Origin of the sequence: Micromonospora sp. WMMD967 (genome assembly GCF_029626165.1) — a bacterium.
Lineage (GTDB): Bacteria > Actinomycetota > Actinomycetes > Mycobacteriales > Micromonosporaceae > Micromonospora > Micromonospora taraxaci.
On the sequence record NZ_JARUBK010000001.1, the window covers coordinates 2,214,235 to 2,235,853 of the forward strand.

A 21,619-nucleotide genomic window follows, 5' to 3' on the forward strand; every position below is an offset into this window, starting at 1 on the left:
CAGCAAATTCAAACCCAACTACAACTGAAGGTGACAGTGACGGTACCCAAGCAACGGCGGGTATACCCCTGGCTCGAGCCGTCGTCGGCTAAGACCGACGCCAAATACCGGGTAACCGCCGACGGGCATATCCGACTCGTCTACGTATTCGACAGGCGGGAACGGGCTCTCCTGACCACGGACCAACACTCGCGACTCGTCGAGATGGTTGCCGAGGTCAAGGGAGAACATGGGGAGCCCCCTTCTGGTGTGTTCTACATCAACGAGTGGCGGCACGTGCTCGTCAAGGCCGGCGGAGGGACCTGGTACGGGGGGCGCTACGACCGGCTCTTGGAGTTCGATCTGGACGGGACGAGGATCTCCCCGGTCGCTCCCGGCCATCTATCTCCAGGCGACCGTTGGGTCGGTCCCCGTGTCGGCGTCAAGTACACCCTGAAGGCGTCCGGAGACGACATCTACTGCCGCCGACAGATCCGGCCTGGACGGCAGCGGGACGAGTACCTGTCGGACTACCTAGCGTCAGCCAGCGACGTCGTGCGCCGCTGGTCCAGGTACAAGAGGGCAGGGGGAAGCATTTACATCAACGAGGCCCGTGAGCTGTTCGCGCCGGTCGGCACGGACGTCGCCGCATACACCTACTTGGGACGTGTCTCGCTCGATAGCTGGTTTCCACAGCCGGACGTCTCCGACGAATATTGATGCGAACGATCATGGTCGGACCCGGCCGTGCCTTTGAGGCCGGATCGATCCACGGGGCGGGCGGCAATGAGCGCCCAAGACGGCGGCTGGCGCTATTGGTCTAGTAGTACTTTGTTAGGTCGGGGCGAGTTGGCGGCAGAGGGGGCAGAACCCGAGCCAGGTCGCGAGTAGGTATTGCAGTTCGCGGAGGATGGCGTAGAGGCTCAGGTCTGCCCCGTTGCTTTTGGGTGTGCCGTCCGGAGTTAAGTGAGGAACAGTTGAGCGGCTGCGGCGAGGGTGACGTGGCGGTGCCAGCCGATCCAGGAGCGGCCTTCGAAGTGGTCGAGGCCGAGGCCGGTCTTGAGTTCGCGGTAGTCGTGCTCGATGTGCGGGCCTGGCTGACCGAGCAGCTCGGCCACCCCGACGCTGTCCTGGTTATTGATGAGTCCGGCTTCCTGAGGAGGGGCAGGGTGCTCGGTCGGGGCGCAGCGGCAGTACTTGGGGCACTGCCAGTCGGGTCGAGAACAGCTAGGTCGGGGTGTTCCATAGCCGGTGGATCATCAACCGGAGCCCAGTCAGGCCGACGTACAGCTCGCCGAAGCTGCCCTGGCTGGGATGCGCGAGGGCGTCCAGAACATCACGGTGAACAGCGACACCACCGTCAACTGGTTCTCGATCGATATCGCCGGCAACGTGAGAGCAATTACACGCCGGACGGCGAAGGCAGCAACTACAACAAGCAGAAGGTAGCCGTCCAGTAGGCAGTTCGCTTGAACACCGGTGCCGCCGATCACAGTCGGCCGCCACAGCCTGTGAAGGCTGTACGGTGTTCCGGCCCCAGTTAGGGTGGCCGTTGATCAAATCATCCCAGCAAGATTTCGTCTGGTCGGCGGTAGGTGATGGCAACGTCGTAGTCTCCGATGATCGAGCTGAGGAGCGCACCGAGGTTTCCGTTGTGGTCGGCGGCTGCCATGCGGAGTACCTGCTCGGCTAAGGTCTTCCCGTCGATGAGAACAAGTGGATATTGATCATCTATAACTTCGACTTGAGCTTGCCGGGAGAACACTCCCGTTGTGACGAAGACTCCGATCCATCCGCGTCGCAGGCGGGCGACAACTCGTGCAACTTGGTCGGGGCTAATCGACGAAGAAGGAGCGACGCATTTCGCTTGGCCGAGGACCACCAGGGGAAGGTTGTTGGCGGCCGTGCCGACGTCGAGCCGGCCAACGAAGTCGACGCCGCCGTCGCCGCCCGGTCGGGTTAGCCAGCCGTCGTGGTAGCGGGTACCGGAGCGGCCCAAGATCTGGGCAGTGACCCGAGCGGCCAATAGCTCGAAAACATGTTTGCGTCCCTCGAAGTGCGTGTAGAGACGCTGAAGCAGGTCGGCCTCTGCAGATCCTGCAGCCGGACGCTGGTCTTCCGCCGACCGCACACGGGAGGACACGACGCGGCGGCGCACACGAGGGATCGCGGCTCTGCCGTCTCTGATCCAGCGCCGCCAAGCTGCCGGAGCATGTCGCGCCGCCTGCTCGGCGTCGAGCTGCGGGTGACGGCGGTCGTCGATCCAACGCATGTCAAGGGCGTCGCCTGTATCCGCAAGATCTATGACCGCCAGGTCAAGCACGAGATTGGGGAAGCTACGCCCGCTCTCGGGGTCACGTTGTACGACGTGTTCGAGCCGTTCGATGATTGCCGAACCGCAAAACTCGACGTGACCCTTCACGAGAGTGCGGCCACCCCTGTTGACCGTGATAGCCCGATAGATCATCAAGGGCGGGGCCTGAAGCCGTTCGTGTGGGTCGGTGGCAGCGTGGAGGGCCCATGCATCGAGCAAAGCGCGGTTGCCTGCCGTTGCACCCGGAAGGCCGATCGTGGTCGGTTTGTGGTCTCCGTAATAGCGGACGTGGCCGTGGTCAAGGTCGAACTCGTCATGCCAGGGGTTGGTGACGTGCCCTGCCTTCCAGGGACTTGACCGCAAACTGATTACCGGCCTGCGCCGTCTGTCAGGCGCCTCCACCATTGCTGCCACGTTGATACCCGCTTCGAGCATCAACCGTGGAGTGCCATCCACTTGAGGGGCGGCCGTCATGAAGTGATAGTTGAGGTAGCCGTCCAGCTCGACCTCGACTCGACTGGCGCCCTGGGCGTAGCGCATGATCTCGAGCATGGGGACGAAGCGTGCGTGATCCACATGCACATACTGCCCGGCCGCGGGGGCTGGCGATACTGCCCTCCGGCGCAGCCCTCCTCGCCGGGGGCGCGGATGCCGGACGGTGAGGTACCACTACGGGCGGCCGCGTGTCGGCCAGCCCCGCTGGCTAGGACCGGCAGGGCCGGCTAGGGTACAGCCCATGCCGAAGATCTTCCGTGTCGTGGACCTCTTCGCCGGATGTGGGGGACTCACGGAAGGCCTGCGAAAGACCGAGCGATACACCCCTGTCGGCGCAGTCGAGATCGATCCGGCGGCGGCCGCCACATACGCCGAGAACTTTGGCTCGGAGCACATCCGTCCTCGCGGCATCGCGGAGTGGCTGGACGAAGGGCATGTTCCGGATGCGGACGTCGTTGTGGGCGGACCGCCGTGTCAGGGGTTCTCGAACCTGGGCAAGCGGCTCGACGATGACCCCCGCAATGAGCTTTGGCGTGAGTACTGGCGCGCCCTCACCATGATCAAGCCGATGGTGTTCGTGGTTGAGAACGTCGACAGGTTCCTCCGCAGCCACCAGTACCAGCAGATGAGAGCTGCCGCAGGTAGCGGGGCACTTCGAGACTACGAACTCCGCGAAGACGTCGTCGTAGCTGCGGCCTTCGGTTCGTCGCAAGTCAGGCGCCGGGCAATCGTCATCGGTACTCACCGTGACCTGAAACCGATCGACATCCCGGTTTCCAGGTTAAATCGAGAGAACTGGAGGACCGTGGCAGAGGCTCTGGCCGGTGTGCCGCATGCCGTACCCCGAGATCAGCAGAAATTACCGCCGGGCTCCGTCACGTATTTCGGCAAGTCCATGCCTGGGCCGTTCACAAGCCGTTCACTTCACATCACGCGTCATTACGAGGGCATTTCTCTGGAGCGGTTCAAGGAAATCCCTGCTGGTGGCAATCGGTTCAATCTTCCCGATCGCCTTAAATCGCCCTGTTGGCTAAAACACACGACCGGCGCTATGGACGTCATGGGTCGTCTCAGGTGGAATCGGCCGTCGGTGACCATCCGGACGGAGTTCTTCAAGCCGGAGAAGGGCCGTTACCTGCATCCGTCGGAGGACAGGGCACTTACCCACTATGAAGCCGCGAGACTGCAAGGGTTCGATGACGAGTTCAAGTGGTGTGGCAACAAGCTCCAGATTGCCCGTCAGATAGGAAACGCCGTTCCTGTCGAGCTCGCGATGGCCATTGGGCAGCATGTGGCGGACGCGCTGGACGAACAGATCTGAGAGGCTGGCTGGCCGGGGATTCAGTCGAGAACCGGTGGTCTCGAGGCATCCCGGCTGGCTGCGTATGGGCGAGCAGCGCGACGCTCGCTCAGCCGATTCACGATGCATGCCACAGCGTCAGCGGGACTCTCGTGTTCCCAGATCCGAAGGACGGACCAACCCAATGCCTCGAGGTGGGCATTGGTCTCGGAATCACGCCAACGGTTCGTCTCGAGCTTATTCGACCACCAGTCGCTGTTAGCGGCCGGATTGGTCTTGTGCTGGGGACACGAATGCCAGAAGCACCCGTCGATGAAGATGGCCATTCGTGCCGCAGTAAACGCGATGTCGATAGTCCGTCGACGTAGACCAGGTATCGGCCACGCAACTCGGTAGCGATAGCCCTGAGCATGCAGCAACTGCCGGATCGACATCTCCGGCGCGGTGTCGCGGCGTCGCTGGCGGCTCATGCGTCTGGACACCTCGGACGAACTCGGGACGGGCAGTGGGGCCACCATGAGGCGAACCGTACCTGGGGCGCGTCGAGCAACAGCCAGCGGATTCAGGACCCAGGTTCCTCTAGGTCGGCCGCGTTGAGACCCGTTTCAGCGAGCAGGCGTCTCGACTCGCGGCGCTGTTCTCGGACGAGCTCTAAGAGATCTTGCTCGGGCATCCAGTCCAGGTCGAGGAAGGCCGTCAGTCGGAGAAGACGCCGCAACGAGTCACGATGCACCGCTCTGGCGGGTATTCCGTCATCACTCCGGCTGTCCTCGACGTGTGCCCGAACGATGGCGCGAATCAGAGCTGGCGTCGCCGCCACCGACCGGCGACGCGCCATGACATGATCCAGATCGGCCTCTCCTAGCCCGGCCAGCAGCTCGTACGGATCTGGCAACGACGGGTCATGGAGGACGTGGGCCCGCGTCCACAGCCTCCCGAGCGTGTGCCTGGTGAGGTCTGTTCCCTTGAATCGATCGGCGAGGTACACGCCATCTCGCATTGGGAATCGCCAAGCGGAAAGATGGGGTACCAGCACGAGCGCTAGAAAGGCCCACACCTGGCGTTGCGACGCCTCGCCCGCAAGCATGCCGGACCGCTCGTGCAGATGACGTGCGGTCATTCGGTCGAACTCGTTCCTGCCTGCTGTGGTCGGCGAGTGAGGGAAGCCGTTGGCGGTGGCGAGCTTCTCCAGGTCGGTCGCGAGAAGACGCAACTCGTCGCGGCTGATGCGGGTGCCACCCGTGGCGGCATATACGGCCCGATCCGATGCGACGTCCGCAAGACGTGCGAGTTCCTCGGGATGTCGACCGTGCAGACTTGCGAACAACCGCTCGGACTCGCTCGGTAGTAGCCGCGGGTACAGAGTGCTCATGACGTTCTGCCTCCCGGGAACAGCAAGTTGCTCTGCACGCTGGCGCGCAGCCGTGACGGGTCGCGCCGGCGTTCCTCCCGAAGACGGTCGGTGGCGTCCGCGAGCGTCTCGTTCGGCATCTTCAGGAACGCCCTGATCAGCCCATGTACCAGAGCCGCAGTCGTCACCTCCCAATCGTCCTTCACCTCCTCCTCCGAAGGGAATTCGTCGTCCTCCAACGCCCGACCGACCAGGTCGTACACCACGTCCACCGTGAGGGCGTCCCAGAGGACCACCGCCTGCGGGTCCTTCGGTTTCCGCACAGCCTCGCTGACTTGATCGTTGTCGTCATTGAGTAGGACGAGCAGGTTGCCCATGGCGGCGCTGCTCCACTCGGCCGAGTCGACGCTCACGTACCAGGCGGCTTGCTCCGGCAAGCCCTGGGTCTTGAAGCTGACCGGCGCCACCGGAAGAAGGCCGGCATTACCTTCTAGCCGAATCGAGGTCTGATCACGCCACAGCACACTGCCTGGCCTGCGCGCGACAAACGGGGGCGCATCTCCAACGCTTGCGGCCAGCACGATTGTCGTCTCCAGCGTGAGAGCGCCGGCGAGATCCGTGCCGGGGATCTCGACTTCGAGGATTGTCTCGATCTGTCGAGACAGATCGTCGTATTGCAGCGGTACGTGTGTTGCGGAGCGACGCACCAGCGAAGTTGAAGGCCAGTACCGTACGTTCATGGCGAGTGAGACGGGGCCGTCGAACCCGCAGGCGGTTAGGAGCGCGGTCATCTCGACGGTGACGCGCCGAGAGAAGTGCAGCAGCGTTCCGTAGTCCCAACTCGGTAGATGATCAGCCGCGGCGACCCCGTCGTCCGTGTGGACCCACGGGTCCGCCGACACATGGTTGCTGGCTGTGCGATACGGATACGCCCGCCCGCTCACTGCGGCATCGCTTCCACCGCAACATCCACAGCCGCATCCACCACAGGCACCACCAACAGTTCGCACTCCTTCGTGCCCTCGTCGACTTCCACGAGTTCACCGAGCGTCATGTTGCCATCCTGACGCCAGCCCAACACTTCAGGAACGGCACCTCCGGCAGGCCTGGTGGTTTCCAGCGATCCCTCTCCAGTAAAGACAGAAGCGGAGCCTCGGAGCATGGCCGGGCCGGACACCCGGACCTTCTGAACCAGGACGGCTCGTCCTGCGTGCGAGGCGAAGAAGGGAGATCCGACCAGGATCGGCCTGGATTGACGCCGAGGCGCTGAGGTTGTGCCGCGTCCGTGCTTGGGCGCTACAACGCCGGAACCATTGCCGGTAGGAGCCGCAGGGCCAGTTCCTGTCCCGCCTGAGATCGCACCACGGCTCGCCGGGTTCGACTCGGCGGCGCCGGTGCCGCCCACACCGGAGAGCAGAAAGCCCAGCCGCTGTGCAATGCTGCCGACCGGTACCGCAACGGCCGGTGAGCCGTGGGTCTTCGGCCCCGCGATGGCCGCGCACTTTTCCAGCATGCGCTTGCGCGCTACCCTGATGAACGTTGCGTCGCGCCCCGCTAACTGGACATCGACCCAGGCATCGTGCGTTGGTGGCTCCGACTTCGAGAAAATCGAGTCCAGGTCGTCGTTCACCTTGAAGACCGCGGCGTATCCGACGTCGGGATGAGCTTTGGTCGGACCCGGTAGGTACTGCACGACCAGATCCGGTAGTCGCAATAGGCAAACGTGATGAGGCGAACCGACAAGGCCCAGCTCGGCCGCGGCCAGTGACGTCACCGTCGCGCCGAACGTGTCCTGATGGCCGAACCGACCCAGCTCCTGTTTCGGCCTCATGCAGCACAGCGCCGTGGCGCGCTCGCCCATCGCCATCCGATATGCGGCGGCGAAGTTGGCTAGGACGGCGTCGTCGTGCTCGGAAGGAACGGGGATACGCACGCCGTGTGCCGAGACCGAGACGTGCATACGAACTGCACGGTCGGCAAGGGTCACGGGCCACAGGTTCCACGCTGCGACATCCGCCAGGTAACGTCCGGCAGACTCGGTGGACATTTCGCCGGCGTCGTCGTCGGGCAGCGAGGGGTCCGAAAGATCTGGATCGAGTACCACCACTGTCGTGCCGGTCTCGTTCTTCTCGAAACCAGGCAGCCCCAGACGACGCGCCGTGACGTCGGCATCCTGGCCGGACAGGGGCTCACAATGGTCTGGGCCGGGGAGGCCCCACCAGTGCCGACCGGTGTACGGCACACCGTTCACCGTCGTCGAGCTCAGCAGCGCCGACCCGATCAGCCGGGAATGCAACTGATCTCCCTCACGGAACCGCGTGTAGATGAGCACCGTCCCGACACGCGACGCGAGGAAGAACGCGCCCTTGCCGTATCCATACGTGCCGCCGCCACCGTCGACGTCCTGCCGCTCCCCGCTGTTCAGCACGAACGACAACCATCCGCGCTGGTTGGGCTCCGCGTAAACGTCCGATCGTGTCGGTCCGCCCAGTCCAGAGGTTCCTCGGTCCGAGACCGCGAGATACCGGATCGTGGATGTGCGGAACATGGCTGGGAGCGTCCGGGCGGCTGTGGGATCGCTTGGCGCAGATGGCGCAAGTAGCTCCACCCACGCTTGACGATGCGCCGGCGATACGGTGACCAGATCTAGCTTGAACGACACGTCGGCGGACGTTTTTGCGTCCCAACTGTTCTGGGCCGATTCACGAACCAGCACGGTCAACACTGACAGGGTCGGCCGCCCTAGCTGGTTCCGGAGGCCTTCCGCGGTTATGCCGCCGTCGGGCCGGAACGGTTGGGCGTACCAGCCGGGCCTCGTCACCGTGCCCCCAGAAAGTGTCTCACCGCTTGATGCAGGTCCCCGTCGAGCGACGGTACGGTATCAAGATCAACAAAGTATTCGATGCCGCTGACGCCTGCCGGAACCATCCCGGATGAGAATTTGGTAGGAGTGATGCTTGGGAACTCCTCGTCGACCTCGAACAGGCGTTGATCAATGAGCGAGAAGCTGGCCGCCCGGATCTCGGACGACGAGAGAGCTGGAAGCCCCAGTCGATCGAGGTGGGAAAGGATCGTGTGGGGTTCACCTGCTGCAAGGCAACGTTCCACGATCGACGGGATGTCATCCGCGGCACCTGGCGCCGCGGCCTCCAATCGAAACCAGACGATCCTCAGCGACCCCGCTGCCGGTCGCACGAGCTGCTCCAGTCCATGAACGCGGATCAGCCGGCCCTGGGCGGATGTCGTCGTCTTTACCTCGATCGCGTTTGGGTGGGTGCGGAAGTCCTGAGCAGCCCCGGTCGGGCCGGTCCAGGTGTCAGCCGCTCCTGGATCGACGGCCAGGAGGTGCTCCAACACCAGGAGCTCGCCATAAAGGCCGGCGAGCTGCTGTGGGGTCCACTGCGGCCGGCCGCCGAGAAGTTCACGCCATGCCTCCAGCGCTTTCGGCACAGCTTGTTCCGGCGCGGACTCCGTCCCGGCGATGACCATGCAGATGTCCGCCACCAGGCCAGTGAAGACGCCAGTGAGGGCCGTTCGCCTGCACTCCAGGTCGAGGAACCGGACCACTTCGTCGTCGGTTAGCAAAGTCCGTGTCGTGAGGTGTACTCCCAAACTCCGCCTGTCCTCGACATCCTTGGTTCCTTTTGTCACTGGCACCAGCAAGTGCGGAAGCCCGTACGAGTCCGACGCCAACCGCAACGGTCCGGCTGGCGTAGGAAGCGCAAGCTCAATACTCTGCAACGTCCTGTCGTCGCTGGTCGGCTGGCGTTCGGTGAGGTCCCTCCAGAGACCTTCCAGCGTCCGTCGGAGCGCTGCCTCTTGGCTGTTACGTAAACCTGTCACGGCGCAGACACCGGAACCTCGGTGTCCAGGTCCTGGTCGAGAACGGAAACGTCCTCCGGCTCCTCGTCGGTCGCTGCAGGGAAGACCCGTGACAGGTCGGCAGCCAGGTAGTCATACTCGACCTCGACGTCATGCCCGCCGATCGGTTTGGGAAACACCAGTGCCGCTCCCCACACGATGGCGGGACCGACAACGTTCAGGTCCGCGCGGTCCTGTTTCGTCGCCTTCGATTCCGGATCGATCGGGTAGAGGAGCACCAATCCTTTCTCGGGCTGTTGCTTGGAGCGCTCGTTCTGCAGAATGGTCCGATTGACGGCAGTCACCTTGTCGAGCTTGAGATCGAGACCCTCGTCGCGAGAACCAGTCAGCGTCTTGATGTCGGCAACGTCGTCGTCGCGATTGGCGGTCAACCGCGTACGCACCACGGTCCCGACAACATCACCTTCAGGGAGTTCCGCCTTCTTAGGACCCGGGCCTTTTTTCGATGCATTGGGCGCGGGGTCAACGCCGAGGACACCCACGTTCCAAGCCGTCAAACCTCCCGTATCCATCCGCTTCTCGATGTATGCGGCAATCAAGGCAGCCGAGGCGTCGGTTGACTTCTCGTGGAAGCGGTACGTTCGAACGAATCGAAGGATGTGATCACCGGGCACGTTGCGCCACAGCCGTCTGCCGCGAGGCGCTGACCCGTCCTGCCAGCCGTCCGTGCCGCTGGCTTGCAGAAGTTGCATGATCGCGTCGGTGTTGTTGGCGTGCCACTTCTCGGTCTCCTCGCCCTTGGCCGCGGGGAAGTACCGACTCTCCACCAGTGCGCCGCCGTACGCGGCGGCGGCACGGACTGCTGCCTTCTGTTTGCTCGGCGCCGTGACGCGCATCTTTGGATGGCAACGGATGCGGACCGCCATCTCGAGCGGTGTCTTGTGCTCGACCAGAAGGCGATCGATCTCACTCCGCATCTCGACCTCAACCGTCGCCAGGTGGGTGAACCACCGGCGCATCTCTGCGGGCATGTAGATGCGCGGCAAATCCTTGTAACCCGGACGGTAGCCGAACCATCGCCCCATTTGCAGCAGCGTGTCGTATACGTCGGAGGACCTGACGAACACGCTGACGACGAGGCCCTCCAAAGTGAGGCCACGCGAGAGAGTGTTGCCGCCGACTGCGATGACCGTCGCCGCACCGGATTCGTAGTCGAGCCGGTTGGTACTCCGGTAGTGGTCCATGATGATCTTGGTGTCGGCGATGACCTGCGGAAGGAGACCGGCCACGTCTTCGTAGGTCACGCGGTGCTCGCCGAGTTCGTCGGCAGGCACTCGGGCTGTCTCGATCTCCCACAGCGTGCGAAATTCCGTGAGCAACTCGTGGTCGTCGGCTGCAAGCTGCTTGCCCGTCTCAAGCTTGAGCTCTTCCAGCGGAAGCTTGTACGAGTCGTGCACCCTCGTGTCGGAGTGGGCATGGACAAGCATCGACGAATGCTCCGCTTTGCCGGAACGCGCTCGGCGTGCGGCGGTAGTCAGCCAGAACCAAAGGGCCGCCTTCCGCAACGACGGCGTCACCTCCGGTTCAAAGGTCGCGATGTCTGCCTTCCTCGCGGGCCGTAATGCGGCGACCTCGACGTCGGGGATTTCTCGGATCATGTCCAGCCCGCCCGGTACATCCGCAGGATTCTCGCCGTCGAGCGGTGAGCGTCCGAACAAGGTCTCCGGACCCTGGTATTCCTCGCTTCTGGGCAAACTAAGGATAAAGTCGCGTGGGTAGAAGTCCTCCCTGCCACCCGGGTCGGCGAGGAGATTCGCGAACGGGGTGGCCGTGTAACCCACGTAGCACACCCGCGGCAGTTGGCGGAGAACGTCGGCGATCAGCGGATTAATGCTCTTGGTTGCGATCGTCGCCTGATCGGCTTCGTCGTCGATCAGCAGTGCAGGGCAGTTCTTCAGATGCGCCCGAGCGCCTGCGAGCCACCGCCGCAGCTTGCGCAGCACGACAGCGTTCTTTTTCACCACAAGCAGCAGGTGCTGATCTTTCGCGGCAAGAAGGGCGGCGGGGTTCGGCGGCGGCGTGAAATCGTGCTCGGGCGTTGTGATCTGATGCCAGAGCGTGGGATTCAGTTTGACTACATCGCGGATCAGTCTGGTCTGGGTCTGACGTCGGAGGGAGTTGTGGACGCCGGAGAGCACGATGAACATCCGATAGCCACGATCTGCGGCCTTGCAGATGACGGCTGTGAAGTTGCTGGTCTTGCCGGACTGGACGTGGCCGACCACGAGCCCGCGCGAGTCGAACGCAGGGGTCGCCGGATGGTCCAACATGGCGACGACCTTGTCCGAGGCTTCGTCGATCTTGCCAACGGCGTCCTTGAGGTTTCTTTGCAGGTGCGCTTCGAACGCGGGCCAGTTGCGGTCACCCTTCCGCGGGCCTGCATACCACGGCGTGGTGTTTTCCCGGCCCAGCCCCAAAGGCTCCTTGAGCTCGAGGATCTTGGTTGTCTCTACCTCATGACGCTTGATGAGATCAGCGATGAGATCCTCGGGGACGGAAAGGCTGCGGAGCTGCTGCGTGACCTGGTGCGGCGGTGCGTGCTCCAGAAAGTTGCGATAGGTCAGCCACGCGCCGCTGATGCGAGGATCGTTCTCGGACATCAGGCACCTCGATCTGAGGAAGCACCCCGGCTCACCGGCAGGCCATCGAATACGTCGGCGTGATCGCTCGAGACGGGGAGAGCCACGATCACGCGCTTCCGTGACGTTGCCGTCGGAGGTTCTGAAGGTGGGGTGTTCACGGAACCCTTACTAGCACCTGGATCACCACCGCGGAAGACATGGCTATCTGATCGTCTGATGGACCTTGTCCGGACGTCCACTGCGCCGGGAGGTTGGCTCGAAAGTCGGCGCTGTCGGGTGGATTGTTTCGTGACCGATCAGGCACCCGCTTCGCGTCTGCAAAGGCGCTCTGACAAGAAGACCTGAGCCCGGCTTACGTGTTGCGAGGCAACCACGTTCTGGGTGAACACCAGTAGCGGGACGGCATCGCTTGCGGACGGAGGCCGCATCAGGACGCCCCACTACGCCGCAGGCCGCAAAAAGACGCGAAATCGCAGCGCCCGCAGCGCGAACGCGACCGCGCGGGCCGCGCCTCGGCTCGCCGCATGACCCTTGTCTGCGCTGGCCAGTGCGCTGCTCCGACGCCCACCAACCTTTCGCCGTAGCCGCTACATGTACGCAGGCATGAGGTGAGCAGTGAACCTGGGCCGTGTAGCAGTGGTGGGAGGACCAGGCAGCCCTGGGGTGGGTGCTGGACTCCGGCCGGTACGGACGCCCGGTCGTATCGGCCGCCCCCGCCCGCCTCGGTGCCGCAACAACCGTTCAAGGAGGGACATGGACTCGATCGACGAGACCCTCGGCGAACTACCCCTACCGCCGTACGTAATCGCCGAAGACGTCGGCTTCGCCGTCAGAGCCGTCACCGTGCACGCCGTCGAGCAGTGGCCGGACGGTTCCGCGGTGCCGCAACGACCGTGCGCCACACCCCTGCCGGCTGCACCGCTGGGGCCGCCGGGTCGTCGACCGACGCGGCCTCACCGACCGCCAGATCCGCGCGCTGATCGCCGAGCAGGAGGCGCCGCAGCCATGATCTACGTAACCGGAGAACGCCTGCACCCGCACCACGCCCGCGTCGCCTCCTTCGACACCCGCTGGCGCGGCCTCGACCCCGTCCAGGTGTACGACTACCTCAACCGGATGGCCGACGAACTCGAACGCCTGCACCGCGAGCTGACCACGGCGAACACCGAGGCTGAACGCATCCGTCAGGCGCTGCGGCAGTGGCAGTCCCGCCACACCGGCTACCGCCACACAGACCCAGGTTCACCGAACAGCCGGTGGCAGCGATGACCTCACCCCGGTGGATCATCCACCTTCCCACGACCCTCACCAGCCTCGACGGGGCCATCATCGTGGCCGCAGCCCTCCGCGACTCGCTCGGCCACGTCACCGCCATCGACTTCGACGAGACCACCCTCAGCGAGGAGGATCAGCAGTTCCTGCGTACCCGAATCTGGTGTGACGCCAAGCTCGACGGGGCCGGCCGCTGCCGACGCCGCGACCACCACGACGGCTCGTGCGGGGCCACGGATGAGGGCCCATGCCGGTAGCGTCCGGGCATGCCCGACACCGCGCACGACGACCTACTGGCCGGCTTCACGGCTCCCCAGCCGTACACCATGGAGACCGTCGCCGACGCTCCCCGCGCCCCCGGGGTGCACGTGGTCCTTGACGGCGACGTGGTCATCTACGTCGGCCGGACCAGGCGGGGTCTGCGGGATCGCCTACGGCAGCACCTGACCGGCAACCGCGACTCGTCGGTGCTGCACGACCAGGTCGGACAGCTCCTCGACACCCCGGGCACCGCAGCGTCGGCCGCCGACATCGCCGACTGGCTGGGCCGGCGCGAGGCCCGCTGGCAGGAGACCGACAACCCGGAGGTTACGAAGGAAGCCCTCGTCGTCGCCCTCAAGCCGCGCTTCAACCGGCAGGTGCCGAAGCCACTTGACGCGGACGGCGGCGAATAACCGAGCGGCGAGTGAGTGACTGCCCCAAGCCGGAACGGCTCTGGCCTCCGGCCTTCGGCGTAGATCGATCTCCATGCGGCTGAGAGGCCCTGTCGGGAATTTCCAAGCGTGCCTATGCTCGGGGCGTCGGGCGAGGTTGCGGTTAGGGGCCAGCCGCGCGGGGCGAGTTCGGTGGGCGCGCGTGGGATCCAACGTCGGTGACATCGTTGCCGTTCAAGCCGACCGCCGCCCGCAGCGCCTCGACGACCACGCCCCAACGTTGCGGCCCGTTCATCGAGTTCAGCGGCTTTCCGTCAGCGACGACCACCCCGGCAGCGCGCAGCACCGCCAGGTGACCCGCGTACGCCGGGTGTGCCGCCAACTCGGCCTTGGTATGCGGGAACGCGATGATGGGCAAGCCCGCACCCATCGATTCGTTGAGGACGCCGAGCGCCAGCGTGTCGTTGATGCCCAACGCCCATTTCGTCACCGTGTTGAACGTGACTGGGGCGGCCACCACCACATCCGCCGGTGGATGCGGCTCCGGGTCGCCGGGCATTCGCCACTCCACGCGTACCAGATAACCGGTCTTGTCTTGCAACGCCTGACGGTCGAGCCACGGCGCTGCGGTCGGGCTGACGATCATGCACACCTGCCACCCGTCAGCGATCAGCAGGTCGACCAGCTCGTCGATGTGTTCCGCCGGACCTGCGGCACAGACGACCAGATACAGCACCGGACGTTCCCTCATGCCCGCAGTCTGCCCGAGTCCGACGACGTGCAGTCGAGCGATGTAGAACCGAGCCGTCGTACCTCTCAGAGTTCGACGCCCACGTCGTCGATGTTGATGAGCTGCCCGGCACCGATGAAGCGACGGGCAACCAGCAGGCCGGCGTCGTGTGCGGCTTGTCCACCGTGACTGGCGGACGCGTCGGTCACGAGCCATGGCGTTAGGTCGCGTTCGAAGGCGTCAACCGCTGACTTCAGCACGCAACTCTCCGTGGCTACGCCGCAGAACACCAGGTCTGTCCACCCCTCCTGATCCGTCAACGCAGCACCCTCAGAGGAGAAGTACGAGTAGATCTTCTTGTCGATCACCGCTCGGGCCCGGCCCGCGTGCTGCGCCAGTTCCGGCACGATCTCCGTCTCGGGTGGGTGCTGAACCGAGGACCAGTGGATCAGTCGCTCGAACGGGCTACCGGGATAGTTGTGATAGCGGGTGAACACCACCGGCCGCCCGGTCGCCTCCCAGCGTTCGACCAGCTCGATAACCTTCGGGATGACACCTCGGCTGCGGTCGTTGATGAAGCCGTTCTGCATGTCGATGACGATCAGGGCAGCACGCTTCTCGCTCATGCGTCGACTCTGCCACTCAATGCGGCGGTCTCGTGGAGGGCGGCCTGGGCCTGCATCAGACGTTCCGGAAGGCCGCTTGTTGAGAGCGCCACCTCGCGCATCATGCAGTGCTGCGATGTCTCGCGTGCCCTGGCAGTCGTCAGCCGGGAGTGGGCAGCACGGAGGAAGCGCCAGCCGAACTCGGGTGGCATTGACGGGTCTCGTCCGTCCTCGACCTGACGCTGAATGTGACGGCAGTAGGCCCAGAGCATCTGCACGTCGACCTCACAGGACACCAGATCGTCAATCACGAGGGCCTGCTGAGGGGCGAGCGCGTAGTAGGCCAAGCCTGCCCAACTGGCGTAGCCCACGGAGAGTCCGCGCACGCCGAAGGACTGAATTGACGGCTGATCGAAGCCTTGGGCTAGAAAGCGGCGTTCGACGTGGTCGCTGACTGGTTTGGGCGAGGGGTGCGCTCGCCGGTCGACCAGTACAGACGGCAGGCTCATCAGCCGTAGGGCGGTCTCCAGTTCGGCACTGGTCCAGGCGGGCTCTTGCAGGACATACATCGACAGGACGTATTCGGGCGCGGCGTGATCGGAGGACGGGGCGGGCGAAAGTAGCCGCGCAACTTGATCGGCAGCCCAAGGTAAGTCCTGCTCGTAACTGGCGTACCGCCACGCGGCGAGCGCGGCCAACGTGCGGAAGTGCAGCTCCTGCCTGAGATGCAGCACCACGACACCGCAGGCGAAGACGTGAGCTGTACACGTCCCTTCCGGGTGAGGCACTTCAGCGATCGAGACCTCTAGCCACTCGTGTGGTCGCGGGTGAAAGCCGTCCTGCTTAGCGAGCTTCGCAGCCGCCGACACACCTACGTATGCCGGTATGAACTTGTGCGACTGGACTTGGTAGCGAGCGCCGACGCGGTTGTCATCGAGATCAGTCCTGCTAGTGGCCGCGACGAAGCGCTCTGCCGCCTCACCTGCGGCTCTGCTCAACGCGGTGTCGAGCGCAGCCTGCATTTCCGGCCGAGGCCGCACTGTGTCTCGGCCGGCTTCCCATTTGGAGACGGTCCGCTCACTAACGCCGAGGTCCTCCGCGAAGTCGCGAATGCTCATGCGGAGCGCTTGCCGTAGCGCACGGGTCTCGCGACCTGTCCACGCCTGGACAGTAGGCAAAGGTATCGCCCCCGATCGCATCGTGGCCGCTCCGGGCAGCTTAACGACTTCGATGCAGCAGAGGTACCGCGTAAGTACAGCGAGTAGTCATGTCGCGGTATCAGCTGCTTGAACAGGATGGACGCATGGCCCGGGGCGGGTGCTCGGTCCCGGAACTGCGCCAGCCCTCAACGGCACAGCTCCTCCCGCCCGCCCCGGTGCCAGCCCACGACTCAACGACTTGGAGCCGGCATGCCCAACCTGATCGATGACCATCCGGCCCGGGTGAGCCTGGCCGTCGCCTGGGAGTCGATCGACGACCGGGCTGCCGGCGACTTCTGGTGCACACTCGAAGACCGCCGGCCGGGCCTGCTTCCGCGCCGGGACGCGCTGCTGTTCTTCACCGCGCTGGGCCGTCTCGTGGTCGGCGGTGACGACCCGGCGAACCGGGCGGCGCTGCTCACGGTGCTCGGCCGCGCGTACCGTCACTTCGGCCTGTTCCCGCACGCCACCACCATCGGCGACGCGCTGCTCGCCACCATCGCCCGCCACGCCCACCCACCGTGGACGCCGCAGCTCGCCACCACCGCCGAGCGTGCCCTGCGCCACGCCACAGACGCCGTGCGCCGCGCCGCCGGGCAGGCCGGCGACGGCCGGGCCTGGTGGCACGTCCAGGTGATCGGCCACGACCGGCCGTCCCCCGACATCGCCATCCTGACGGTACGTCCCTGGCGGCGACTGCCCTTCCAGCCAGGTCAGGCCGTGCCGGTCTGCACACCCCGCCTGCCCGGGCACTGGCGCTGGCTCTCGCCGGCCAACGCCCCACGCGCGGACGGCACCGTCGAGCTGCACGTCCGCGCCGTGCCCGGCGGCACCGTCTCCCACGACCTGGTCCATCGGGTACGCCCCGGCGAGCAACTCTGGCTCGGCCCACCCGGCGATGCCGGTCTGCGTCTCGACCCGGCGCGCGCCGACGATCTGCTGCTCGTCGCCGGTGGCACCGGCCTGGCCCCACTGCGCGCCCTGGTCGAGCAGGTCGCCGCCGACCGGGCCGGCCGACGGGTGACGCTGGTCGTCGGCGCGCGCACCTTCACCGATCTGTACGACGCGATCGCCCTCGACAAGCTGCAATGCGCCCACGACTGGCTGACCGTCGTGCCGGCGTTCTCGGCTGACCCCTGTGCGGAGCCGGCCGAGCAGGGCGATGCCCTGACCGTCGCCCTCGATCATCACCAGCCAGGCCATGACATCTACGTCTGCGGGCCGCCGCCGATGCTCGCCGACGCGCGGCTGCGGCTGCTCGCCGCCGGAGTGCCCGGCGACCGCATCCGACTGCCGCGGCGATGGGCCGGCTGGGCAGGGAGGTCCCCGGTCCTGTGAACGCCCGCACACAAGTTGGCGACACCCTCAACTTAAGCCTAGTGTGGGATTTAGTTGAGGCAGCCCTCAACTTACGCCGTTGCTAGGGAGTTCCTGATGTCCAAGACCATCGCCGTGTTCGGAGCAGGCTCCGGCCTGGGTTCCTCGATCGCTCACCGGTTCGGCCGTGAGGGTTACCGAGTCGCGCTCATCGCGCGCCGACGCGCCCCCCTCGACGATTTGGCCGCCCGACTGCGGGCCGAGGGCGTCGAGGCCGACGTCTTCATCGCGGACCTGACCCGTACCGCGGAGATCCCGGCTCTGATCGGGCAGATCACGGACCGGTTCCGTGCCATCGACGTCGTCGAGTACGCCCCGATCACCACCGAGCCCTTCACCCCGGCGACGCAGCTGGACGCGGCCAAGGTGCAGCACTACGTGAACCTCTACCTGCTGACCCCGGTCGAGATCGTCCGCGCGGTGCTGCCCGGCATGCTCGATCGCGGTGCCGGGGGCATCCTCATCGGCCAGGGCGTCTCAGCCGTGCACCCGATGCCGTTCATGAGCGGTGTCGGCCCTGCCATGGCTGCCGCCCGCAACTACGTGCAGACCCTCAACGGCGAACTCGCCGACCAGGGCGTGTACGCGGGTGTCCTGCACGTCGCAGCGATGATCAAGGGGAGCGCCGGCTACGACGCCATGGTCTCCGGCGAGCTGCCCACCGGCATGGACGTCGCGCAGATCCCGACAGTCCACCCCGACGACCTCGCCGACACCATGTGGGCCATGCTCACCAAGCGGGACCGGGCAGAGGCGATCGTGCCGGCCCTCGGCGACGCCTGACACCTCACGGTGGGCAGCGGGTAGTTTGACCAGCTGGCACGGTGTCCACGTCCGAGGAGGGTGTCAGGTGTACGGACCAACTCGTGAGGCCCACCGGCCATGAGTGAGGCGGCGGCCCGGAAGCCACCACTGCGCAGCGACGCGCGACGCAACATCGAGCGGCTCACCGCAGCCGCCGCCGAGCTCTTCCACGAGCGTGGCCTCGACACTCCGCTCGAAGACATCGCGGCGCGGGCCGGTGTCAGCACGGGCACCCTGTACAACCGGTTCGGCAGCCGCGAGGCGCTCATCGACGCCGTCATGCCCGACCTTGTCGCCGCGAAGGTCGACACCGCGATCCGGCGGGCGTACGCCTGCTCCGACCCGTGGGAAGGGTTCGTGCTGTACGTGGAGCAGCTCTGCGAGTTGCAGGCCACCGACCCGGCGCTCAACGACGCGGTGTCGCGGCGGTTCCCCGACGCCGAGCAGCTGACCGCACTGTGCGACGCGCAGCTCGACAGCGCACGACAGTTGATCGTCAACGCCCAGCGGAACGGCTCGCTGCGGTCGGACTTCACGGCCGAAGATCTGCCGTACCTGTTCTGGTCCACCTCGATGATCGTCCGCGCGACCGGCGGCGTCGCCCCGGACGCCTGGAGACGCGCGCTCCATTTCTTCCTCGACGGCCTGCGTTCCGAAACCGCGCACCCCGCCCCGGTCGGCCCGTTGGAGCCCGCACAGATCCACCAGGCGATGCTCGGCCTCGGCGAGCGCAGAGCCCGCCCCTGACCAGGGGCCCAACAGAGGGCGAACGTGCCCGCTTATCAAAACTGGGCCGGACGGACGCGGCTCCCACCGGTCACCCGACGCGCGGTCAGGTGTTCGTATCGCCGAACTCGCGTACCCCGTCGACGTCCAGCGTGATCCGTCCGTTCTCGGTCCACTACCCGGTGGCGGCAAGCCAGCTCGGGTCGTCACCGGACGGTCGACGGGTGACGCTCGTCGTCGGCGCGCGCACCTTCACCGACCTTTACGACGCGATCGCTCTCGACAAGTTGCAGTGCGCCCACGCCAACCCAGCGGCATCGTCATTCCTGCGTCGCGGTGCGGAGAATGCCGTTGAGGCCCTCCTCGAACAGCAGGTCGTCGTCCCATTGGGCACCATCGAGGTGGCCCGAGGTATGGAGAGTCGGGTAGGCGTCGGCGTTCGCGGCGACGTGGGCGCGGGCTGCGGCTCTCGCGTCGGGGTCCGCGGTCTGGTGCCACGTGGCTTCGGTGAGCGCGGCGCCGATGACGTAGTTGGCCAGCATTCGCGTGGCGACCGCCAGCTGGAGTCCGGAGCAGCCGCCGCGCACCAGCGCCGATTGCAGGAACTCGGTACGGGCCAGGACGTTCGGTCCGAGCATCGGGCGTCCGATCAGCCTCGGTGCCCAGGGGTGGCCCAGCATGGCGGCGCGCCAGCCTCGGACGAGGACGCGGATGTCCTCCAGCCAGTTGTCGCTCACGTCCGGAATCGGTACGTCGCCGAAGATCCGGTCCACGGCCAGGTCCAGGACGTCGTCCTTCGTCCGCACGTGCCAGTACAACGCCGTCGCTGTCACGTCGAGGTGTTGGGCGAGGCTGCGCATGGTCAGACCTTCGACGCTGTGCTCGTCCAGCACTGTCACCGCTGTGTCCACGATGCGTTCGAGGGTGAGCGGCTGCTTGCGTCGTGGTCGCGAGGACTCCGCACGTAGCCAGATGGGCGGTGAGCTCATGGGAGCCAACTCTAAGCCAGTGGACAGGCAACTTAACATCGGTAAGGTAGTGGAACGACGGAAAGTCGGCCTTGACGGTTGGCGAGGAGGGCAGCCCATGCCTCTGCTGCGAGTCCACCTGGACAGCGACCGGAGCACGTCCCGTCGCGTCCTGCAACTGCATCAAGAAGGCAAGATCCATCACGAGTCGCGGGAAGCCGCTCGCGACCAGGTGTGGCGTCGGGGCCACACCCCAACCGGTGACCCGATCTTCGTCGGCATCACGAATGGCCGCCGGGACGTGCAACTGCTCTACGACGTCGAGGTCTACTCCGACACGGTCCCCTGAGCACCCGTCGAGCCAGCGCGCACTCGCCGGTCGGGGGTGAGGTCAGGTGTTCGTGTCGCCGAACTCGCGTACCCCGTCGACGTCCAGCGTGATCCGCCCGTTCTCGGTCCACTGCCCGGTGGCGGCGAGCCAACTCGGGTCGTCCCGCTCGTCGATGGCGCTCCAACTGTGCCGGTGGTGCCGTAGCTGGATCGGCCCTGTCGACTGGCCCGGCGCGAGCGTCCCACCGGTGAAGGTCAGCTCCACCCAGCCGGGGACGGCAGTGCCCGGCGGGGGATTCGGCGGTGCCGGCGTCGACATCGCGGACGGCGGCCCGCCCGGTGGGACGAAGAACTGCACGCTCTGGCGGATCCGGTTGCAACCCAGCGCCGCCCAGTCGCAGTTCGGCACCAGCGAGGTGTTGCCGCCCTCGAAGCGCAGGTGGTAGCGCACCTGCACGGTGCTCAGGTCGAGCGGCCCGGTGCCCGTGTTGGTGACCCGCAGGAGGTACTGAATTTGGTTGTTCGTCGGGGACCAGTCGAGGTTGAGGTAGCTGACCGTCGCACGACCGCTGGCCGTGCGCACCGTGGTGGCGGCCGAGGAGTCGGAGTAGCCGCCGAGCGCGCGGGCGGCAACCGCGATGCGGTACGTCGTGCCGGGCGCCAGGTCCGTCAACGTGATCGTGGTGTCCTCGGTGGTGGCGAGCCAGCGGTACGTGTTGGGGCCCAGCGGCACCTGCACCTCGTAGTTGATGGGCTGCCCGGTGCCCTGCCCGTCGACCCAGGCGGACGGCGTCCAGGTGAGCGTGAGCTGGTGAGGTTCGTTGACCACCACCGTCGGGCTGCCGGGGGTGCTGATCGCCGGGCCGTCGTCGGCATGGGCGACGTTGACGGCGAGCAGGCTCGCCAGCGCGGCGACGGCTACGACGGCGATGGCGCGGCGAGGGGACATGAGGCGAATGCTAGGGCCGTACCCGCAGAACTGATAGTTAATAGTCAATATGTGGGCTCGGGTTCGCGGTCCTGGTCCGCTACTCGACGTAGTCAGTTTGGGG

23 protein-coding genes are annotated in these 21,619 nt (G+C 65.7%); 9 read left to right on the plus strand and 14 right to left on the minus strand.

The features are described from left to right. Positions 1–36 precede the first annotated feature (36 nt). On the plus strand, positions 37–699 hold the full coding sequence (locus O7631_RS10430) for a hypothetical protein (RefSeq protein ID WP_278144054.1): 663 nt from the start codon (positions 37–39) through the stop codon (positions 697–699). 242 nt (positions 700–941) lie between these two features. Here O7631_RS10430 and O7631_RS10435 read toward each other — a convergent pair whose 3' ends face one another. The 3 genes from O7631_RS10435 to O7631_RS10445 all read right to left on the minus strand — a co-directional run bounded on the left by O7631_RS10435 (position 942) and on the right by O7631_RS10445 (position 2,845). Continuing rightward, positions 942–1,097 carry a hypothetical protein gene (locus tag O7631_RS10435; protein WP_278148099.1) on the minus strand — a complete coding sequence of 52 codons (156 nt, stop codon included), beginning with the start codon at positions 1,095–1,097 and terminating at the stop codon, positions 942–944. 156 nt (positions 1,098–1,253) lie between these two features. After that, on the minus strand, positions 1,254–1,472 hold the full coding sequence (locus O7631_RS10440) for a hypothetical protein (RefSeq protein WP_278144055.1): 219 nt from the start codon (positions 1,470–1,472) through the stop codon (positions 1,254–1,256). A gap of 68 nt (positions 1,473–1,540) precedes the next feature. Continuing rightward, complete coding sequence (locus O7631_RS10445) at positions 1,541–2,845, minus strand: restriction endonuclease (RefSeq protein ID WP_278144056.1); 1,305 nt, start codon at positions 2,843–2,845, stop codon at positions 1,541–1,543. A 184-nt stretch (positions 2,846–3,029) separates the two neighbouring features. Between O7631_RS10445 and O7631_RS10450 the strand changes: the two genes are divergently transcribed. Continuing rightward, entirely contained in the window at positions 3,030–4,109 is a 1,080-nt protein-coding gene (locus tag O7631_RS10450) for a DNA cytosine methyltransferase (RefSeq protein WP_278144057.1), read from the plus strand. A gap of 20 nt (positions 4,110–4,129) precedes the next feature. Here the strand turns inward: O7631_RS10450 and O7631_RS10455 are convergent, their stop codons facing one another. From O7631_RS10455 to O7631_RS10480, 6 genes are all read right to left on the minus strand, one after another. After that, the gene (locus tag O7631_RS10455) at positions 4,130–4,606 is read right to left on the minus strand and encodes a very short patch repair endonuclease (RefSeq protein WP_278144058.1); all 477 of its coding nucleotides are present in this window, start codon (positions 4,604–4,606) and stop codon (positions 4,130–4,132) included. Between the two features lie 44 nt (positions 4,607–4,650). After that, on the minus strand, positions 4,651–5,460 hold the full coding sequence (locus O7631_RS10460) for a DUF6339 family protein (RefSeq protein WP_278144059.1): 810 nt from the start codon (positions 5,458–5,460) through the stop codon (positions 4,651–4,653). After that, positions 5,457–6,383: a hypothetical protein gene (locus tag O7631_RS10465; RefSeq protein WP_278144060.1), complete on the minus strand. Its 927-nt coding sequence runs from the start codon at positions 6,381–6,383 to the stop codon at positions 5,457–5,459. The genes O7631_RS10460 and O7631_RS10465 overlap by 4 nt, the downstream gene beginning before the upstream one ends. Continuing rightward, positions 6,380–8,161 (minus strand): hypothetical protein, encoded by a 1,782-nt coding sequence (locus O7631_RS10470; protein WP_278144061.1) that lies wholly within the window; start codon positions 8,159–8,161, stop codon positions 6,380–6,382. The genes O7631_RS10465 and O7631_RS10470 overlap by 4 nt, the downstream gene beginning before the upstream one ends. 95 nt (positions 8,162–8,256) lie before the next feature. Next, positions 8,257–9,282, minus strand: a complete 1,026-nt coding sequence (locus tag O7631_RS10475; protein ID WP_278144062.1) for a PD-(D/E)XK motif protein — start codon at positions 9,280–9,282, stop codon at positions 8,257–8,259. Then, entirely contained in the window at positions 9,279–11,921 is a 2,643-nt protein-coding gene (locus tag O7631_RS10480) for a Z1 domain-containing protein (RefSeq protein ID WP_278144063.1), read from the minus strand. Before O7631_RS10480 ends, O7631_RS10475 begins: the two co-directional genes overlap by 4 nt. A gap of 987 nt (positions 11,922–12,908) precedes the next feature. Here O7631_RS10480 and O7631_RS10485 point away from each other — a divergent pair. From O7631_RS10485 to O7631_RS10495, 3 genes are read left to right on the plus strand one after another with little or no spacing between them, the layout of a single operon-like run. Continuing rightward, positions 12,909–13,172 carry a DivIVA domain-containing protein gene (locus tag O7631_RS10485; RefSeq protein WP_278144064.1) on the plus strand — a complete coding sequence of 88 codons (264 nt, stop codon included), beginning with the start codon at positions 12,909–12,911 and terminating at the stop codon, positions 13,170–13,172. Next, entirely contained in the window at positions 13,169–13,432 is a 264-nt protein-coding gene (locus tag O7631_RS10490; protein WP_278144065.1) for a hypothetical protein, read from the plus strand. The genes O7631_RS10485 and O7631_RS10490 overlap by 4 nt, the downstream gene beginning before the upstream one ends. Positions 13,433–13,441: 9 nt before the next feature. Beyond that, complete coding sequence (locus O7631_RS10495; protein ID WP_278144066.1) at positions 13,442–13,849, plus strand: hypothetical protein; 408 nt, start codon at positions 13,442–13,444, stop codon at positions 13,847–13,849. A gap of 142 nt (positions 13,850–13,991) precedes the next feature. Here the strand turns inward: O7631_RS10495 and O7631_RS10500 are convergent, their stop codons facing one another. The 3 genes from O7631_RS10500 to O7631_RS10510 form a co-directional block, all read right to left on the minus strand. Further along, positions 13,992–14,579: a flavoprotein gene (locus O7631_RS10500; protein WP_278144067.1), complete on the minus strand. Its 588-nt coding sequence runs from the start codon at positions 14,577–14,579 to the stop codon at positions 13,992–13,994. A gap of 65 nt (positions 14,580–14,644) precedes the next feature. Further along, a complete protein-coding gene (locus O7631_RS10505) occupies positions 14,645–15,184 on the minus strand; it encodes an isochorismatase family cysteine hydrolase (protein WP_278144068.1) in 540 nt (179 codons plus the stop codon). After that, positions 15,181–16,362, minus strand: coding sequence for a helix-turn-helix transcriptional regulator (locus O7631_RS10510; protein ID WP_278144069.1), 1,182 nt, complete (start codon positions 16,360–16,362; stop codon positions 15,181–15,183). The genes O7631_RS10505 and O7631_RS10510 overlap by 4 nt, the downstream gene beginning before the upstream one ends. 210 nt (positions 16,363–16,572) lie before the next feature. On the opposite strand from O7631_RS10510, the gene O7631_RS10515 reads away from it, so the two are divergent. The 3 genes from O7631_RS10515 (at position 16,573) to O7631_RS10525 (ending at position 19,290) form a co-directional block, all read left to right on the plus strand. Continuing rightward, positions 16,573–17,700 (plus strand): FAD-binding oxidoreductase, encoded by a 1,128-nt coding sequence (locus O7631_RS10515; RefSeq protein WP_278144070.1) that lies wholly within the window; start codon positions 16,573–16,575, stop codon positions 17,698–17,700. Between the two features lie 96 nt (positions 17,701–17,796). Next, complete coding sequence (locus tag O7631_RS10520; protein WP_278144071.1) at positions 17,797–18,522, plus strand: SDR family NAD(P)-dependent oxidoreductase; 726 nt, start codon at positions 17,797–17,799, stop codon at positions 18,520–18,522. Positions 18,523–18,621: 99 nt separating this feature from the next. Further along, positions 18,622–19,290 (plus strand): TetR/AcrR family transcriptional regulator, encoded by a 669-nt coding sequence (locus O7631_RS10525; protein ID WP_278144072.1) that lies wholly within the window; start codon positions 18,622–18,624, stop codon positions 19,288–19,290. A gap of 299 nt (positions 19,291–19,589) precedes the next feature. Here O7631_RS10525 and O7631_RS10530 read toward each other — a convergent pair whose 3' ends face one another. Next, positions 19,590–20,258 carry a TetR/AcrR family transcriptional regulator C-terminal domain-containing protein gene (locus tag O7631_RS10530; RefSeq protein WP_278144073.1) on the minus strand — a complete coding sequence of 223 codons (669 nt, stop codon included), beginning with the start codon at positions 20,256–20,258 and terminating at the stop codon, positions 19,590–19,592. 97 nt (positions 20,259–20,355) lie between these two features. Between O7631_RS10530 and O7631_RS10535 the strand changes: the two genes are divergently transcribed. Continuing rightward, positions 20,356–20,586: a hypothetical protein gene (locus tag O7631_RS10535; protein WP_278144074.1), complete on the plus strand. Its 231-nt coding sequence runs from the start codon at positions 20,356–20,358 to the stop codon at positions 20,584–20,586. 42 nt (positions 20,587–20,628) lie between these two features. On the opposite strand, the gene O7631_RS10540 is transcribed toward O7631_RS10535, so the two are convergent. Beyond that, a complete protein-coding gene (locus tag O7631_RS10540) occupies positions 20,629–21,516 on the minus strand; it encodes a fibronectin type III domain-containing protein (RefSeq protein WP_278144075.1) in 888 nt (295 codons plus the stop codon). Positions 21,517–21,619 lie beyond the last annotated feature (103 nt).